15 protein-coding genes are annotated in these 17,456 nt (G+C 73.9%); 8 read left to right on the forward strand and 7 right to left on the reverse strand.

Annotated features, from left to right (window positions below; translation table 11 throughout):
* Positions 1-52: 52 nt before the first annotated feature.
* Both GL259_RS12825 and GL259_RS12835 read right to left on the reverse strand, forming a co-directional pair.
* Entirely contained in the window at positions 53-706 is a 654-nt protein-coding gene (locus GL259_RS12825; protein WP_159532243.1) for a maleylpyruvate isomerase N-terminal domain-containing protein, read from the reverse strand.
* 412 nt (positions 707-1,118) lie between these two features.
* Entirely contained in the window at positions 1,119-3,254 is a 2,136-nt protein-coding gene (locus GL259_RS12835) for a phosphatase PAP2 family protein (RefSeq protein ID WP_159532247.1), read from the reverse strand.
* Positions 3,255-3,642: 388 nt separating this feature from the next.
* On the opposite strand from GL259_RS12835, the gene proP reads away from it, so the two are divergent.
* Complete coding sequence (proP, locus tag GL259_RS12840; protein WP_159532249.1) at positions 3,643-5,055, forward strand: glycine betaine/L-proline transporter ProP; 1,413 nt, start codon at positions 3,643-3,645, stop codon at positions 5,053-5,055.
* Between the two features lie 79 nt (positions 5,056-5,134).
* Positions 5,135-5,815 carry an O-methyltransferase gene (locus tag GL259_RS12845; RefSeq protein WP_159532251.1) on the forward strand — a complete coding sequence of 227 codons (681 nt, stop codon included), beginning with the start codon at positions 5,135-5,137 and terminating at the stop codon, positions 5,813-5,815.
* A 56-nt stretch (positions 5,816-5,871) separates the two neighbouring features.
* On the opposite strand, the gene GL259_RS12850 is transcribed toward GL259_RS12845, so the two are convergent.
* Positions 5,872-6,264 carry an FHA domain-containing protein gene (locus GL259_RS12850; RefSeq protein WP_159532253.1) on the reverse strand — a complete coding sequence of 131 codons (393 nt, stop codon included), beginning with the start codon at positions 6,262-6,264 and terminating at the stop codon, positions 5,872-5,874.
* Between the two features lie 143 nt (positions 6,265-6,407).
* Here GL259_RS12850 and GL259_RS12855 point away from each other — a divergent pair, with 143 nt between their 5' ends.
* A complete protein-coding gene (locus GL259_RS12855; RefSeq protein ID WP_159532255.1) occupies positions 6,408-6,827 on the forward strand; it encodes a DUF1992 domain-containing protein in 420 nt (139 codons plus the stop codon).
* A gap of 603 nt (positions 6,828-7,430) precedes the next feature.
* Here the strand turns inward: GL259_RS12855 and GL259_RS12860 are convergent.
* A complete protein-coding gene (locus GL259_RS12860) occupies positions 7,431-8,099 on the reverse strand; it encodes a hypothetical protein (RefSeq protein ID WP_159532257.1) in 669 nt (222 codons plus the stop codon).
* A gap of 181 nt (positions 8,100-8,280) precedes the next feature.
* Between GL259_RS12860 and GL259_RS12865 the strand changes: the two genes are divergently transcribed.
* Positions 8,281-8,781, forward strand: coding sequence for a GNAT family N-acetyltransferase (locus tag GL259_RS12865; RefSeq protein WP_159532259.1), 501 nt, complete (start codon positions 8,281-8,283; stop codon positions 8,779-8,781).
* Here the strand turns inward: GL259_RS12865 and GL259_RS12870 are convergent.
* Positions 8,765-10,855: an MFS transporter gene (locus GL259_RS12870; protein WP_159532261.1), complete on the reverse strand. Its 2,091-nt coding sequence runs from the start codon at positions 10,853-10,855 to the stop codon at positions 8,765-8,767. The two genes, GL259_RS12865 and GL259_RS12870, sit on opposite strands and share 17 nt — an antisense overlap.
* A 159-nt stretch (positions 10,856-11,014) precedes the next feature.
* Between GL259_RS12870 and GL259_RS12875 the strand changes: the two genes are divergently transcribed.
* Positions 11,015-12,238 (forward strand): peptidoglycan-binding protein, encoded by a 1,224-nt coding sequence (locus GL259_RS12875; protein ID WP_243762292.1) that lies wholly within the window; start codon positions 11,015-11,017, stop codon positions 12,236-12,238.
* 152 nt (positions 12,239-12,390) lie between these two features.
* Here GL259_RS12875 and GL259_RS12880 read toward each other — a convergent pair whose 3' ends face one another.
* Both GL259_RS12880 and GL259_RS12885 read right to left on the reverse strand, forming a co-directional pair.
* The gene (locus GL259_RS12880; protein WP_159532266.1) at positions 12,391-13,059 is read right to left on the reverse strand and encodes an HAD-IA family hydrolase; all 669 of its coding nucleotides are present in this window, start codon (positions 13,057-13,059) and stop codon (positions 12,391-12,393) included.
* A 251-nt stretch (positions 13,060-13,310) separates the two neighbouring features.
* A complete protein-coding gene (locus GL259_RS12885) occupies positions 13,311-13,892 on the reverse strand; it encodes a TMEM165/GDT1 family protein (RefSeq protein WP_159532268.1) in 582 nt (193 codons plus the stop codon).
* 400 nt (positions 13,893-14,292) lie between these two features.
* Between GL259_RS12885 and GL259_RS12890 the strand changes: the two genes are divergently transcribed.
* The 3 genes from GL259_RS12890 (at position 14,293) to GL259_RS12900 (ending at position 17,358) form a co-directional block, all read left to right on the forward strand.
* Complete coding sequence (locus tag GL259_RS12890) at positions 14,293-14,937, forward strand: HNH endonuclease family protein (RefSeq protein ID WP_159532270.1); 645 nt, start codon at positions 14,293-14,295, stop codon at positions 14,935-14,937.
* A gap of 67 nt (positions 14,938-15,004) precedes the next feature.
* A complete protein-coding gene (locus GL259_RS12895; protein ID WP_159532272.1) occupies positions 15,005-16,651 on the forward strand; it encodes an alkaline phosphatase D family protein in 1,647 nt (548 codons plus the stop codon).
* Positions 16,652-16,905: 254 nt separating this feature from the next.
* Complete coding sequence (locus tag GL259_RS12900; protein WP_159532274.1) at positions 16,906-17,358, forward strand: DoxX family protein; 453 nt, start codon at positions 16,906-16,908, stop codon at positions 17,356-17,358.
* The last annotated feature ends 98 nt before the right edge of the window (positions 17,359-17,456 follow it).

Here is a 17,456-nt window from a genome sequence, read left to right on the forward strand (position 1 = left end):
CCCGGACGGCACCACGCCGGGCCCGCGCTGCGGCACCGGACCCCCTCCCCGCTCAGCCGAGGACGAACGGGAGCCGCCCGGCGAGATCGCCCAGCGCGGTTCTCTCCCCAGCGGTCGGCGCACGGCGTCCCGTGCCGATCAGCAGTGCGTCCGCGTCGGAGAACGCGGCGGGGAACGCGGCCCCGGCGATCCGCTCCAGGGCCGTGCGGGCCACCGCGAGGGTGTCGGCGGGCGGTTCGGCGGCCGACGGCAGGTGCGCGATCAGGTCCAGGTGGTGCAGGGCCCATTCGAGGACGTACGCGGAGAGGTAGTCGCCGACGGTCAGGACCTTGTCCTGGGTGCTCACGCGGGCCGCGGGGTCGGCCAGTCCGGCGGCGCGTCCGGCTGCGGACCCCACGTCGTCCAGATGGAACCTGAGCAGCGCCGGGTCACCGTACGCGGCTGCCAGACGGGGGATCAGCGCGTCCAGCGGGTCCTCGCCGGTCGGCGGGTCGACCAGGTTCCAGTACGTGACCGCGTCCGCCGTCGGTTCGGTGTCGGCGGGTGTGACCAGCGTGATCAGGACGTCCTGTGCGTCGATGACCAGGTGGCACACCAGGTCCCGTACGAGCCAGCCCCTGCAGCCGGACGGGCGTTCGAAGTCCTCGTCCGGGAGGCCGGCGACTGCGGCGAGCAGCGCGGTCCAGGAACGCGAGAAGGGGTTCATCGCGACCCTTCAGCGGTCGTCCGGCTCAGGAAGGCGGCGGGGCGGGCGGTGGGGATCGGGCCCACCGGGTTCCCGGAGTCCCGGACGCCTGCGAGAGGGGGCTCGGCCGCCTCCGCGCGGTCGCCGCCTCGGTCGCCGCTGCAGCCGGACCTGCACCGGTTGATCTCCATGGCGTTCCTCCCTCACGCGCCGGACCGGCTCCGCCGCACCCTTGGGCGAGAGCCGGTGGGTGAGGTGGCCGTGGGGCCACCTCACCGCATCGGTCAGGGCATCCCGTGGGCCCCGGCCGTGAACGCCGCCGCCCCCTCTCCCCTCTCCTGCCGGGCGGATGCCCGGTACGCGTGGAACCCGGCCGCCGAGCAGCACGCGCGCCGGAGGCCGGGCCGCGGGTCCGCGTCCGGCGAGCACCGGATCAGCTCGGAGTGCGGTCCCTCTCCGGGGCCGGCGGCTCGCTGCGGGCCCCGGCGCCGGCGGCGGCACTGGACTCGCCACCGGTCTCGCCGGCGGTCTCGGCGCCGGCCTTGTCACCGGACTCACCGCCGGTCCCGCCACCGGCCGTGACCGCTCGGGCGCGCGGGCCCTGGAGCAGGTACGTCAGTCCGAAACCGGCGCCGACGACGACCGCGCCGCCCACCGCGTCCAGGATCCAGTGGTTGCCGGTGGCGACGATCGCGGCGGCCGTGAACAGGGGGTGGAGCAGGCCGAGCGCCTTCATCCACACCCTGGGCGCGATGATCGCGACGACCAGTCCGCACCACAGGGACCAGCCGAAGTGCAGCGACGGCATCGCCGCGTACTGGTTGGTGAGGGCGGTGAGCGTGCCGTAGTCGGGCTGGGAGAAGTCCTGCACGCCGTGGACCGTGTCGATGATCCCGAGGTCCGGCATCAGGCGCGGCGGGGCCAGCGGGTAGAGCCAGAAGCCGACCAGGGCGAGGAGGGTGGTGAAGCCGAGGCTCGCGCGGGCCCAGCGGTAGTCGACGGGGCGGCGCCAGTACAGCAGGCCGAGGACGGTGAGCGGGACCGCGAAGTGGAACGAGGTGTAGTAGAAGTCGAAGAAGTTCCGCAACCAGCCGATCTTCACCACGGCGTGGTTGACCGCGTGCTCGATGTCCAGTCCGAGCACGCGCTCGAGATCGAGGATCTGCTGTCCGTGTTCCTCGGCGCGGGCGCGGCCGGCCGAGTTGCTGCCGCCGGTCGCGGCGAGCCGGACCTTGGCGTACGCGGCGTACGTGACGCGGATCAGCAGGAGCTCGAGCAGCAGGTTCGGGCGGGTGAGCACCCGGCGCAGGAACGGCAGCAGCGGGACGAACGCGAAGCGGGCCGGCACCGGGTCGGCGTACCGGGTCGGGACGGGCGACCGGAAGTACGGCGAGGTGCGGGACAGGAACGGGACGGCGGTGGCGGCGGCCAGGGCGGCGAGGAGGACGACGTTGTCGCGCAGCGGGTGGAGCGCGGCCAGGTTCGGCAGCATCATCCTGGCGGGCAGCGTCATCACCAGGACGACGGCGACGGGCCACACCGGCCGGTCGGAGGCGCGTCTGCCGACCCGGCCGACGGCCGTGAGGAGCACCCACAGCAGCTGGTGCTGCCAGGCGGTCGGGGAGACGACGATGGCGGCGCAGCCGGTGACGGCGACGGCGAGCAGCAGCTGGCCGTCGTGGGCGTAGCGGACGGCGCGGCGCAGGGCGAGGACCACGACGGCGGCGCCGAGCAGCAGGAAGAGGGCGATCTCGAGGGGGCCTTCCAGGCCGAGCCGGAGCAGGGCGCCGTGCAGGGACTGGTTGGCGAGGTCGTCGGCGGGTCCGCCGAGGCCGACGCCCGCCATGTGGTGGACCCAGTAGGTGTGGGAGTCCTGCGGCATGGCGGCCCAGGCGAGCGCGGTGGCCGCGGCGAAGGTGACGCCCGTGGCGGCGGCGGCCCGGCGGCGGCCGGTGAACCACAGCAGCGGCGCGAAGAGCAGCAGGGTGGGCTGGAGGGCCGCCGCGACGCCGATCAGGACGCCGCCGGCCCGCTGGCCGCGTGCGGCGAAGCAGCCCAGCAGGACCAGGAGGACCGGGATGATGCTGGTCTGGCCGAGCCACAGGGTGTTGCGCACCGGCAGGGACAGCACGAGCAGACTGACGGCGACCGGGGCGGCCAGCAGCGCGGTGCGCCGGCCGACCGGCCGGGGCAGGGCGCGGGCGGCGATCACGCCGAGGGCGACGACCAGCAGCAGCGTGCCGAAGGTCCAGCCCCAGCCGAGCGCCTGCTCGGCCGAGCGGACGAGGGGTTTGAGGACGAGCCCGCCGAAGGGGGTGCCGGTGAAGCGGGTGGAGTCGTAGAGGGAGCCGCTGACGTGCAGCACGCCCTCCGGGCCCACCCAGGTCTCCAGGTCCGTCAGCCGCTCCCCGCGCGGGGTGCTCAGGACGACGGCCACCTGTCGTACCGCGAGGACGGCGGCGAGCAGCCACAGTCCGAGACGGGCTGCTCGCAGCCGCGTCCGGGGGCCGTCGCCGGCCGTCGCCCCTAACGCCTCCACCGGTCGCCCGCTGTGCTCCGCATTCGCCACGCCTCGTCGGCCTCCCGCCCCGTCCGCCCACGCCTTCCGTGTGGGGGTGCGCCCCGTGAATCCTGTGAGGCCCGCACCGCCCCTGGAGAGAGACGCGGGCAACCCCCGCGTCACCTGACGTCCCTCTCGCTTTTGTCCGGATGACGATAGACCGCAGGGAGCCGGGTTGTTCTCCGGCCGCGCGAGATGAATCACAGTGAACGGCCGGCCGGGGCGCCGCGGGGAGGGACTGCGGTCCTGCGTACGCCACATTTAGATGCTGTATGCAACTAAATGCGTACGACCCGTAAGGGGAGCGTCAGTGCCTATCGTCGCTCTTCCGGCCCGCCCGACAGCGCCGCCGCGCGGACCCGTCCCTGTCCCCGTCGAAAGGTAGGCGAGCGAAGTCTTGACGACTGCCCAAGTCGCCGCTTCCCCGTCCTCGCACACGCCGCGGAAGACCGGCACCGCGCCGACGCACGGCCCCACCGCCCCCACCGTCACCGACCCCGCGCTCGTCCGGCGCGCCGTGAAGGCGGCGGCGCTCGGCAACGCGATGGAATGGTTCGACTTCGGTGTCTACAGCTACATCGCGGTCACGCTCGGCAAGGTCTTCTTCCCCTCGGGCGACCCCACCGCCCAGCTGCTGTCCACGTTCGGCGCCTTCGCCGCGGCCTTCCTGGTCCGCCCGCTCGGCGGCATGGTCTTCGGCCCGCTCGGCGACCGCGTGGGGCGGCAGAAGGTCCTCGCCCTCACGATGATCATGATGGCGGCGGGCACCTTCGCCATCGGCCTCATCCCCTCCTACGCCGCGATCGGCGTCGGCGCCCCGGTCCTGCTGCTGGCCGCCCGCCTGGTGCAGGGCTTCTCCACCGGCGGCGAGTACGCCGGCGCGTCCACCTTCATCGCCGAGTACGCCCCCGACAGGCGGCGCGGCTTCCTCGGCAGCTGGCTGGAGTTCGGCACGCTCGCCGGGTACATCGGCGGCGCGGGCCTGGTCACCCTGATGACCGCGCTGCTCTCCTCGGAGGACCTGCTGTCCTGGGGCTGGCGCATCCCGTTCCTGATCGCGGGCCCGATGGGCATCATCGGCCTCTACCTGCGCATGCGCCTGGAGGAGACGCCGGCGTTCGCGGCCGAGGTCGAGAAGGCGGAGAGCAGCCGCCCGAAGGTGCCGCTGCGCGAGACGGTGGCCGGCCAGTGGCGGGCGCTGCTGCTGTGCGTGGGCCTGGTGCTGGTCTTCAACGTCACCGACTACATGCTGCTGTCGTACATGCCGAGCTATCTCACCAGCGAGCTGGGCTACGACGCGACGCACGGTCTGCTCGTGGTCCTCGGCGTGATGGTGCTGATGATGATCGTCCAGCCGTTCGCCGGTGCGCTGACCGACCGGATCGGCCGCCGCCCCGTGATCGCGGCCGGGTGCGCCGGGTTCCTGGTGCTGTCCGTCCCGGCGCTGCTGCTGATCCGCGACGGCGGCCTGCTCGCGGTCGCCGTCGGCATGGGCGCCCTCGGCCTGCTGCTGGTGTGCTTCACCGCGGCCATGCCCTCCGCGCTTCCGGCGCTGTTCCCGACGCGCGTGCGCTACGGCTCGCTGTCGATCGGCTTCAACGTCCCGGTGTCCCTGTTCGGCGGCACGACCCCGCTGGTGGTCACGGCCCTGATCGGCGCGACCGGCGACATGATGATGCCCGCCTACTACATGATGGCGGCGGCCGTGATCGGCGGGTTCGCGGTGTGGCGCATGGCGGAGTCGGCGGGACGCCCGCTGCCGGGTTCGCCGCCGTCGCTGGAGACCGGGACACGCCGGGAGAACGCCTGACGGGGCACGGGCACACCACGTATCTTCGTCAGCGGTATTAGTTAGACAGGCTAACCAGCCGTACGGAAGGTACAGGTGCATGAGCGAGCCGCGGCTCTGGCACGAAGTGGACGACTACTTCACCGCCCGCCTCCTGCCCGACGCCCTCGAGGACGACGCCCTGGCGGCCGCCCTGCGCGACAGCGAGGCCGCCGGCCTGCCGCCCATCGCCGTGTCGCCCGTCCAGGGCAAGCTGCTCCAGCTCCTCGCCCAGGTGCAGGGCGCCCGGCACATCCTGGAGATCGGCACGCTCGGCGGCTACAGCACCATCTGGCTGGGCCGCGCCCTCCCGGCCGACGGGCGGCTGATCTCCCTGGAGCACGACCCCCGGCACGCCGAGGTCGCCGTCCGCAACATCGCCCGCGCGGGACTCGACCAGCAGGTCGAGGTGCGGGTGGGCGCGGCGCTGGAGTCGCTGCCCGGGCTGGCCGACGAGAACCCGCCCCCGTTCGACCTCGTCTTCATCGACGCGGACAAGGTCAACAACCCGCACTACATGGAGTGGGCCCTGAAGCTCACCAGCACGGGCAGCCTGATCGTCCTGGACAACGTCGTGCGGGGCGGCCGGGTGGCCGATCCCGGCAACACCGACCCGGACGTGGTCGGCACCCGCGCCGCCCTCGACATGATCGGCAGCCACCCGCGGCTGAGCGGTACGGCGATCCAGACGGTCGGCGCCAAGGACTACGACGGCTTCGCGCTGGCCCGGGTGCTCCCCTAGGGGCGTCCGGGCTCCCCGGGGCGTCCGGGTCTTCCGGGAGCGCCCGGGGCCTCGTCTCACACCTCGTGGTAGAAGCCCACGTTGACGCTGCGCGGGGCGCTGCGGTCCTGGACGACGACCTCGCCGCTGCCGCCCCGGGGCAGCGCCACGGTGCCGCCGTAGGCGACCGGGTGGGTGTGCTCCCCGAGGGTCAGCCGGACCTCGGAGGACGGCTCGGGCAGCGAGCCGCGCAGCCAGGTCAGCTGCCAGGTGCCGTCCGGCAGGCACTGGAACTCCAGGTGGACCCGGGAGACGAACAGCCAGTCGTCCGGCGTGGAGAGCCGGCACACCGACTTGTCCCGGCCCACCCGCAGCACGGCGCCCGGCTCGCTGGGCGCGTCGGCCATGAGCATGCCGGCCGTGGCGCCCGCTTCCGCCGCGGACACGGCGGCCATGGTGAGTTCGAGCACGTGCGCTCCTCCTGAGACGTCCTGGCGGGCCGGGAGGGCCCGGGACCGGCGGTGGCCGAAACGGCCCGGTGCGGCGGCCGGGTCGGCTCGCTGCCGCCGCATGATAAAACGCCCGGGTCCGCGGTGTCCGGCACAATGGCCTCATGACCGAGCGAAAGCCACCCGGCGTCGGCTTCGAGTCCTGGGTCGACAAGCAGATCCGCGACGCCGAGTCCCGCGGGGAGTTCGACCGGTTGCCGGGGGCGGGCCGACCGCTCCCGCGTGACGTGGAGACCACGTACGACGAACTGTGGTGGGTCAAGCGGAAGATGGCCCGCGAGGGCATCTCCGTGCTCCCGCCGACGCTGGCCCTGCGCAAGGAGGCCGAGGACGCGCTGGAGGCGGCCCTCGCGGCCCCCTCGGAGCGGATCGTGCGGAAGATCCTCACGGAGATCAACGGCAGGATCCGCGACATGATGTTCAAGCCACCGCCCGGCCCCCCGCTGGGCAAGAAGCCGTACGACGTCGAGGACGTCGTACGGCAGTGGCGGGAGCGCCGGGCGGCGGGCGGGTCAGACGCGTAGCAGCCGCTCCGTCAGCTCGCGGTAGTCCCGCAGGGCGAGCCGCAGCTGCTCGGTGTCGGTCGCCGCGGCGCTCCCGCCGTCGGCGGCCCTGCCAGGACCGGCGCAGGGTGCGGCGGCGTTCGCTCACCGCGTCCGTGAGGCGCTCGGTGAGCTCCTGCAGGAGGTGGTCGGCCTCCTCGACGGCGCCCCGCGGCCCGTCGACGAAGCCGGCCATGGCGTGCTGCAACCGCGTGGCGAACCGGTCGCCGTCGTGGTGCGTGAGGAGACGCCGCTCCGGGGTCTCCCCGCCGTCGTGGCCCGGACCGGGGGTCCGCTCCGGGGCGTGGTGCCCGGTGCCGCCGTCCGGGATGCCGTCGGCCCGCGGGTGAGCGGCGGCCGACGGGCTCTCACCACCCGCGCCGGGGGCGCCCGCAGTGGCTCCGAAGGCACCTCCGGTGGCTCCGGGGGTGCCCCCGGTGGTTCCGGGAGCGCCCGTGGTGGCTCCGTGGGCGCCCGTGGTGGCTCCGTGGGCGCCCGTGGTGGCTCCGTGGGCGCCCGTGGTGGTTCCGGTGTTCTCGAGGGGCAGTTCCTCGCCGGGGCGTCGAGTCGCGTCGGGCATCTCGCTCAGCTCTCCTTCGCCTGGCGCCGGTGGAACACCGACGGCGTGTGGTGGCCGCGGCCGGCCGGGGACCGGCGTGCGCCGTCCGCGTCGGCGCGGTGGCGGCCGTGGTCATGGGCGGACGGCCGGACCAGCTCGTCGAACAGGGCACGGGCCTCGACCATGGCCTCGCGCATCTCCTCGGTGCCCGCGCCGCCGCCGTCCTGCGCGCCCCTGGCACGTGCCTGGGCCACCCGGTGCACGCGCCGGTAGCCCTCGACGTGGTGCGCGTGGTGCACGGACAGCGCGGCGAGCTGGTCCTCGTAGTGCCCGCCGTCGGGGAAGCCCTTGGCCCCGGCCAGTTCGGCGAGCAGCCGGTCCGCCTCGGCGACCGCCTCGCCGGGCGAGTCGACGAACCGCTCCTGCGCGGCCGTCCAGCGCGCCTCGTACTGCTCCCGTTCGACGGCCTCCAACGGCCGCTCCCGCAGGTCGCCGTGGCGCTCCACGCGCTCGGCGAGTTCCCGCTCGGCGGCCTTGGTGTCCCCGTCGTGCCGGGCGACGGCCCGCTCGTACTCGGGCCCGAAGCGCCGCTTCAGGTTCGCGCCGCGCCGCGGGCCGCGGGCACGCATCACCAGGACGGCCGCGGCGACGAGCACGACAATCACGATCAAAGCAATGATCAGGCCAGTTGACATGAATGCCTTCCGGGTTCTCGGCCCAACCGGCACTCCTCGCGAGCCGGTTCGCCTATCGGGTTGCCCGAAGGTTCACCCACAAACAGTCCCGAACCGCCACCGGACCGGCACGGTACAAGTGCGGTGCGGGCGTGGCATATTCGCTTGCGCGCCCACCGCGGGCCCGGCCGAGAATGCGGGCATGGCCTGGACCCTCGCCCCGGAACCGCACGACTCCCCCGTCGCCGCCGCGCTCTGGCGGGCGTACTACACGGAGGTCAGCGACCGCTGGTACCTGCTGCACGAGGGGCGCCGGACCGATCCCGGGGAACTGGAGCGCGGGATCGCGGCGGAACCGGGCGACGACCTCGTGCCGCCGAGGGGGCTGCTGCTGGTCGCGCGGTACGCGGGGGAGCCGGCCGGCACCGCGGGCGTCCGGCTGCTGGACGACGCGACCGCCGAACTCACCCGGGTGTTCCTCCGCGAGGGGATGCGGGGCAGGGGCGGTGCGGCGCTGCTGGTGCGGGCCGCCGAGGACGCGGCCCGCTCCCTGGGCGCCACCCGGATGGTCCTCGACACGCGCGGGGACCTCGTCGAGGCCCGGGCCCTGTACGCCCGGCTCGGCTACGCGGAGACCGAGCCGCACAACGCCGCCCCGTACGCCGAGCACTGGTTCGCCAGGGACCTCACCCGGCCCGCGTGACCGGGCGCTCGTGGTGCGGGCGTTCCGCCCGCGAGCCGCACAGCTCGTCGTTCAACTCGTGCACCAACTGCACGAGGTCGGTCGGGCGGTCCGGTCCCCACCAGTCGCCGAGCAGTTCGGCCAGGGAGTCCTCCCGCGCCCGGGCCAGCCGCTCCGCCACCTCGCGGCCCTCGCCGGTCAGGACCAGGTCGAGGCCCTGGCGCACGGCGAGGTGCCGTATCTCGAGCTGGCGGGCGGCCTCGATGACGGCGTTCATCGGGACGGGGCCGCGCTCGGCGAGCACGGCCGGTTCCACCGCGCCGTACCTCCTGATCCGCAGCAGCAGCCAGCTCGCCGCGGGCAGCAGGTCGTAGCCCGCGCGCGCGGTGATCCTCTGGTAGATCTCGCGCCGTCCCTCCCGGCTGCCGAGCAGCGACAGCGCGCGGCACACCTCGTCGTACGACGACCGCTCCACGGGGTTGCTGGCCAGCGTCTCGGTGGCGTCGGGCGCGGTGACCGAGGCGCGCAGCCGGTCCTCCTTGAGGAACCAGGCCAGCAGGAAGCCGAGGAGGGCGACGGGAGCGGCGTACAGGAAGACGTCGGTGATGGCGGAGGCGTAGGCGTCGAGGGCGGAGGCGCGCAGCGCGGGCGGCAGGGCGGCGATGCCGCGCGGGTCGGCCTCCAGCGCGTCGGCGGAGACGCCGGGCGGCAGCCGCGCGCCGCGGAGGGCGTCCGTGAGTTCGTCGCCGAGGCGGCCGGCGAAGACCGTGCCGAAGATGGCGACGCCGAAGGAGGCGCCGATGGACCGGAAGAAGGTCGCGCCGGAGGTGGCGACGCCGAGGTCCTCGTAGGGGACGGCGTTCTGCACGATCAGCACCAGGACCTGCATCACCAGGCCGAGCCCGAAGCCGAGGACGAAGAAGAAGAGGCTCGTCACGGCGGTGGAGCTGTGCGCGTCGAGCTGGTGGAGCAGCAGCAGCCCGAGGGTGGTGACGGCGGTGCCCGCGACGGGGAACACCTTCCAGCGGCCGGTGCGGCTGACGATCTGCCCGGAGCCGGTGGAGGCCAGCAGGATGCCGGCCACCATCGGCAGCATGTGCACGCCGGACATGGTCGGGGTGACGCCCTGGACCACCTGGAGGTAGGTCGGCAGATAGGTCATCGCGCCGAACATGGCGAAGCCGATGATGAAGCTGATCACGGCGGAGAGCGTGAAGGTGCGCACGCGGAACAGCTTGAGCGGCAGCACCGGTTCGGCGGCCCGCCGCTCGACGGCCACGAAGGCGACGGCGAGGACGGCGCCCAGCACCGCGAGTCCGGCGATCTGCGGCGAGTCCCAGGCCCAGGTGGTGCCGCCGAGGGAGGCGACCAGGACCAGACAGGTGGCGACGGAGGCGATGAGGAGGGTGCCGAGGTAGTCGATGACGTGCCGGGTCGCCCTGCGCGGGATGTGCAGCACCGCCGCGATCACGCCGAGCGCGACGACGCCGACGGGCAGGTTGACGTAGAACACCCAGCGCCAGCTCAGGTGCTCGGTGAACAGCCCGCCGAGCAGCGGCCCGAGGACGCTGGTCGTGCCGAAGACCGCGCCGAACAGGCCCTGGTAGCGGCCGCGTTCGCGGGGCGGGACGAGGTCCCCGACGATCGCCATCGACAGCACGATCAGCCCGCCGCCGCCCAGCCCCTGGAGCGCGCGGAACGCGATCAGCTGGGACATGTCCTGCGCCGCGCCGCACAGCGCCGAGCCCACCAGGAAGATCACGATGGCGGTCTGGAAGAGTTTCTTGCGCCCGTACTGGTCGCCGAGCTTGCCCCACAGCGGGGTCGCCGCGGTGGAGGCCAGCAGGTAGGCGGTGACCACCCAGGACAGGTGCTCCAGGCCGCCCAGCTCGCTGACGATGGTGGGCAGCGCGGTGGCCACGATGGTCTGGTCGAGGGCGGCGAGCAGCAGGCCGAGCAGCAGTGCGCCGATCGAGACGAGGACGTTGCCGGACACCTGCTCCCCGGCACCGGCGGTGCGGGCCGGCGGTGCGGCGCCGGGCGAGGGCCGCGCGTTGTCCGCCTCCGGCGTCGTTCCCTGCGCGTCCCCGGCCATGAAGACCTCCCCAGGTTCTCGTTCCCCCCTCCATCGTGATCGGTGTGTCCCGTTATGGCCTGCCGAGTCCTGGCGGAAGCCTGCATTCCGGGGGCGTGCGCACCGATCTGTGAAGAAGATCTGCATAATCTCTGGAGTTCGCGAGGGGAGGGACGACACGTGGAACAGCCGAACGGGAACCCGTGCCCGGAGTGCGGTGCGCCCAGGCACAGGGACAACACGCCGTCCTGCGCCTGCACCCTCCGCGCGTCCGACGCCCTCCGCGACGCCCGCACGGCACAGGCGGCCGCGGCGGAGGACTTCGACCCGCTGCGCATACGGCCGTACGTCGAGCTGGACGGCGGGACGGCGGGGGACACACCGGACGCGCCGGACCGTGCGCCGGAGGGCGCGCCGGGTGCTGCGCCGGGTGGTGCGCCGGACGGCGGGCGGGAAAACGGGAAGGCGCAGGGCGGGCAGGACGTCACCGCGGAGTCCGGGGTGCCGCGGGCGGCCGACGCGACCATGCCGCTGCGCGCCGTCACCCCGGACGCCGCGGGCGCTCCCGACGCGTCCGGCGCCCACGCCCCCACCGGCACGCCGGCTCCGGCCGGCTCCCCCGGCGCCGGCGCACCGGACGCCGGGAGTCCCACGTCCGTGCTTCCCGCACCGCTCGCGCCGCCCGCCACCGAGCCGAGCGCCGCGGACCTGCACCTGTTCGAGAGCGGGCACCCGCACCCGTCCGAGGCCGCCCCGGCCGTGGACGACACCACGGACCGGGCGGCCGCTCCCGCGCCCCGGCGGCGCCGCACCGCCCTGCTCGCGGCCGCCGGGGCCGTCGTCGCCGTGGTGGGCGCGGCCGGGTGGGCGAGCGGGCTGTTCTCCTACGAGACGCCGTCCCGGGACGACGCGCCGCCGCAGGACATCAGGGCGGGCGTGCCGGACCCCTCGTCCGCCGCGCCGTCCGCGGCACCGGCGACGAGCGCGTCCTCCGCCGCGCCGGCCTCCGCCTCACCGTCGCCCTCGACGTCCGCGAGCGCGAGCCCGTCGGCCTCCCCGTCACCCTCGGCGTCCAGCGCCGCGCCGAGCCCGTCCGAGCCGGCCGAACCGTCCGCGACCCCGGCGAGCACCGCGCCCGCCGACTCCCCCGAGGAGACGGACGAGGACGACCGCGACACCACCGGCCCCGTCCTGAGCCGCGGCGACCGGGGCCCGGAGGTCACCGAACTCCAGCTGCGCCTGCGCCAGCTGTACCTGTACAACGACGACATCAACGGCCAGTTCACCCACCGCCTGGAGGACGCCCTGCGCAACTACCAGTGGTCCCGCGGCCTCCAGGACGAGCTGAGCGTGTACGGCCCCGCGACCCGCGCCCGGCTGGAGTCGGAGACCCGGGAGCCGTAGGGGGCGTCCCCGGCGCCTCGGGGGCCGGAGGCCGGCAGGCCCGGAGCCCGCAAGGCCCGGGTGGTCCAGGAGACCCGAAAGCCCGGGCGGGGGCCCGGGCACGGTGTCGGCGCGCACGGGGCCCGTGACGGGATCCCGTCACCCGGATCCCGTCACGCCGATTCCGTCACGTGCAGCCGGATCGTGCCGTCGGGCCCGGCCTCCACCCGTACCTGGGTCAGGTCCCGCACGACCACGTCCGGCCGGTGGAGGCCGGCCCGCGGGCCGACGCCCACGACCCGCATCCCGGCGGCGCGGCCCGCGGCGATGCCGGCGCCGGAGTCCTCGAAGACCACGCAGTCGGCGGGGTCGACGCCCAGTTCCGCCGCGCCCTTCAGGAAGCCCTCGGGGTCCGGCTTGCTCGCGCCGACGGACTCCGCGGTCACCCGCACCGCGGGCAGGTCCAGCCCGGCGGCGGCCATCCGGGCGGTGGACAGGGCGACGTCGGCGGAGGTCACGAGCGCGTGCGGCAGCCCGTGCAGCGAGGCGAGGAAGGCGCGGGCGCCGGGGATCTCGACGACGCCCTCGGTGTCCGCCGTCTCCTCGGCGAGCATGCGCGCGTTGTCCGCGTGGTTCTGCCGCATCGGCCGGTCCGGCAGCAGCAGCGCCATCGACGCGTACCCCTGGCGCCCGTGCACGACCTTCATGACCTCGTCCCCGTCGAGCCCGTGCCGCTCGGCCCAGCGGCGCCAGACGCGTTCGACCGCGGCGTCGGAGTTGACGAGCGTGCCGTCCATGTCCAGCAGGAGGGCGCGGGCGGTGAGTACGGCGGTGGCCGTCATCGGCAGCTCCAAGGCACGGAGGGAGGGCGCGGGCGGGAGCCCGGGCGGCTGTCGGGCGCGGGGGCCCGGGAGGGCACCGGGCGCGTGACCCGGGGTACAAGGCGGCCCCGCCCGCCGGTCAGGGAAAACGGGCGGGGACCACTTTGTTCATCCACGGTACAAAACAAACCCGGCATCCCGCCACCGCCTTCGCCGACCGTTCACCGAGACTTCGGCCACCCGTCGCCCCCACCGGCCCGCACGGCGGGCCGTCACCCGGCGATCGCCTCCCACAGGCTCCACACGCCGAGGCCCAGCATCAGCAGCGCCGCGATCTGCGTGATCAGCCGCAGCGGGACCCGCTTCATCAGCGCCTTCCCGCCGACGATGCCGAGCCCGGCCACCGCCCACAGCGCGAGCACCGCGCCCAGGCCGACGGAGAGCGGGTCGTCGTAGCGGGCGGCGAGGTTGGCCGTCATGATCTGGGTCAGGTCGCCGAACTCGGCGACGAGGATCAGCATGAAGCCCGCCCCGGAGACCTTCCAGAAGCTCTGGTCCTGCGGCTTGCGGACCTCCTCCTCGCCCTCGTCCTTCTTCAGCAGCAGCATCGCCGCGCCGCCCAGGAAGAGCACACCCGTGAGCGCGTGCACGATCTGCTGGGGCAGCAGCGTGAGCACGCTCCCGGCCGCCACCGCCAGCGCGACGTGCAGCGCGAAGGCGGCGGCGACGCCGGCGAAGACGTAGGAGGCCCGGTAGCGGGTGCCGAGGACGAGGCCGGCGAGCGCGGTCTTGTCGGGCAGTTCGGCGAGGAAGACGACGCCGAAGACGACGGCCGTCACGGTCAGGCTGATCAACGGTTCCTCAATCGGTCGGGGCTGCCCCGCCGAGAGTGCTGTGCGATTCCACGGGACACCTCGGCACGGCAGCACACGCGGCACCCGTGCCGTACGGCACGGGCGTGCACTGCTTGCCGAAGGTCTCGCTGGCCGACCTCGCACGAGGTCCGCCTCCGGGCGCCGGCTCAGGCTGGCTGAGCAGTGTGTCGACGGTCCGGCGAAGAGCTACTCCCCTTCTGCGCCGTCCATGGTACGCGAGACCTCCGCCGGCCCGGGACGCGGAAACTTCACAACCGAACCATAGACATGTCATGGACGCGTCACTAACTTCTCACCGGACACACCCCTCCCCGCAACGCGGAGTGGTGAGCATTGCCCTGCTCGCGCTCCAGCACCCTCACTCCACAAGGGAGTTCGCATGCCGAAGTTCTACGCGCGTCGACGGATCAGCATAGTCGCGGCACTCACCGGCCTCATAGCCTCCGTCGGACTGCTCAACGGCCCGAGCGCGTCCGCCGCCCTCCCCACCCCGATCAGCGGCTCCACCGCCCGCAGCTACCTCGCCACCCTCCCCGTGGCCGCCGAGGACCGCACGGGCTACAACCGCGACCTGTTCCCCCACTGGATCACCATCAGCGGCTCCTGCAACACCCGCGAGACCGTCCTCAAGCGCGACGGCTCCAACGTGCAGACGGACTCCGCCTGCTACGCCACCAGCGGCAGCTGGTACTCCCCGTACGACGGCGCGACCTGGTACGCCGCCTCCGACGTCGACATCGACCACCTCGTGCCGCTCGCCGAGGCCTGGGACTCCGGCGCCGACTCCTGGACCACCTCGCGCCGGCAGGCCTTCGCCAACGACCTGACCCGCCCGCAGCTCCTCGCCGTCACGGACGACGTCAACCAGGCCAAGGGCGACCAGGACCCGGCCACCTGGATGCCCTCGCGCACGACCTACCGCTGCACCTACGTGCGCGCCTGGGTCCAGGTGAAGTACTACTACGGCCTGTCGGTGGACCCGGCCGAGAAGTCCGCCCTGCAGAACCACCTCGCGAACTGCTGAGTGCCGTAATCCCCCCGCCGCCCTCCGTCGCTGCGTACCGTACGGGGCGACGGAGGAAGGGGTCACCATGGCCGGATTGCGGCTCGGGCCGCTGCTGAGGTACGTCGACGGCTCGTCCGCGACCGTGTGGGTCGAGACGAGCCGCCCGGGCACCGCCGAGGTGCGCTGCGCGGACGGGGCCGGCGGGACCGCCGGCACCTTCCGGATCGCCGGGCACCACTACGCGCTGGTCGAGGTGACCGGCCTGTCCCCGGGCACGGCCACGCCGTACGAGGTGTTCCTGGACGGCACCCGGGTCTGGCCGCCGGCCGAGGACCCCTTCCCGTCCCTGCCGCCCTCCGTCATCCCCACCCCGGGCTCCGACGACCAGGCGCGCATCGCCTTCGGCTCCTGCCGCTGGGCCTCCCCGCCCACCGGTGAGCACGACCCCGTCGGCCCCGACGCCCTGGACACCCTGGCGGCACGCATCGTCGCGGACCCGGACGGCGAACGGCCCGACGTCCTGATCCTCCTGGGCGACCAGGTGTACGCCGACGAGACCTCCGACGCCACCCGCGAGTGGCTCGCCGCCCGCCGCGACCTGAACGAGCCCCCGGGCAGCCAGGTGGCGGACTACGAGGAGTACACCCACCTCTACTACGAGTCCTGGCTCGACCCGCAGGTGCGCTGGCTGCTGTCCACCGTCCCCACCTGCATGATCTTCGACGACCACGACATCATCGACGACTGGAACACCTCCGCCTCCTGGGTCGAGGACATGCGCGCCACCTCGTGGTGGCGGGACCGCCTGCTCGGCGGCCTGATGTCGTACTGGGTGCACCAGCACCTGGGCAACCTCTCCCCCGCCGAGGCGGCGGCGGACCCGCTGTACGCGGCCGTGCGCGGGAGCGCCGACGGCACGGACGCGCTGCGCGCCTTCGCCGCGCGGGCCGAGGCGGACGCCGCCACCGTGCGCTGGAGCTACCGGCGCGACTTCGGGCGGGTGCGGCTGGTGATGGTGGACAGCCGCGCGGCCCGCGTCCTGGCGGAGGGCGAGCGCTCCATGCTCGACCCCGGGGAGGCGGCCTGGCTGCGCGAACAGGTCCTCGACGGGCGCGGTTCCTACGACCACCTCCTGATCGGCACCTCCCTGCCCTGGCTGCTGCCGCACCTGGTGCACGACATCGAGGGATGGAGTTCCGTGCTGTGCCGGGGCGACAAGGGCGCCCGCTGGGCGCGGCTCGGGGAGAGGCTGCGGCGCGGGGCGGACCTGGAGCACTGGGCGGCGTTCCCGGATTCCTTCGCCGACCTGGCGGAGCTGATCGCCGAGGCCGGCACCGGACCCGGGGCGCCGGCGACGGTGTGCGTGCTCTCCGGCGACGTCCACCACGCCTACGTGGCCGAGCCGAGCTGGCCGGGGCGGGCCGGGCCCGACGCCCGGGTGGTGCAGCTGACCTGCTCCCCCGTGCACAACTCCATCCCCCGGTCGATGAGGCTCGGCTTCCGTTTCGGCTGGAGCGCCGCCGCCCGGCGGCTCGGCGGTGTCTTCGCGCGGCACGCCGGTCTCGGCCGGCCGCCGGTCACCTGGCGCAAGACGGACGGACCGTGGTTCGGCAACCAGCTCATGACGCTGACGACCCGGGGGCGTTCGGCGGTGCTGCGGCTGGAGCACACCCGCGAGGAGGAGGCCGGGGCGCGCCTCAGGACGGTGATGGAGACCCGGCTGAGCCGGTGAGCCCGCCGGGAAACCTGTGTGCCGCCTGTGCGGGGAGGTGTGTATTCGGTCACGCCGTTGAACATGACGCCGCGGTGGCGGCCGTATTCACGTGCGGCGGCGGACGCGCGAACGCCGCGGACCGAGGCGAACCCATGGCCAAATGTTGAACTTGCAAGCAATAGTTAGGGACACCTAACGTGAGGGTCGACTCGGTTCCGTCCCCCGGACCGGTCCCATCCGGGGGCCGGCCTGACCGAAGGAGACCCCCCCACATGACCGGACGCCTCAACAGCGCCCAGCCGTATGCCCTGGGCCTGTTCCGCATGGTCGTCGGGCTGCTGTTCGCCTGCCACGGCGCCGTCTCCCTGTTCGGCGCGCTCGGCGGCGTGGACGGCGACGGCGGCACCCTCGAGACCGGCGCCTGGCCCAACTGGTACGCGGCCCTGATCGAGCTCGTCTGCGGCAGCCTGGTCCTGCTCGGCCTCGGCACCCGCGCCGCCGCGTTCCTGTCGTCCGGCGCGATGGCGTACGCGTACTTCAAGGTCCACCAGCCCGAGGCCCTGTGGCCGATCGAGAACAACGGCGAGGGCGCGGCCCTGTACTGCTGGGCCATGTTCCTGCTGGTGTTCACCGGCTCCGGGGCCTTCGGCCTGGACCGGCTGTTCGCCAGGCACTCGCCGGCGGAGGGCGGGCAGCCGGCGGACCAGGCCCGCGTGGCGGTCTGACCGGCACCGGAGGGTGTCCTTCCCGGCCCGGGGAGGACACCCTCCGCCGTTCGCCCGGGCGGCGGCCCCGAACGCCCTCCGCAAGACGGCGAACTCCC

It is taken from the genome of Streptomyces sp. Tu 3180 (assembly GCF_009852415.1).
GTDB lineage: Bacteria > Actinomycetota > Actinomycetes > Streptomycetales > Streptomycetaceae > Streptomyces.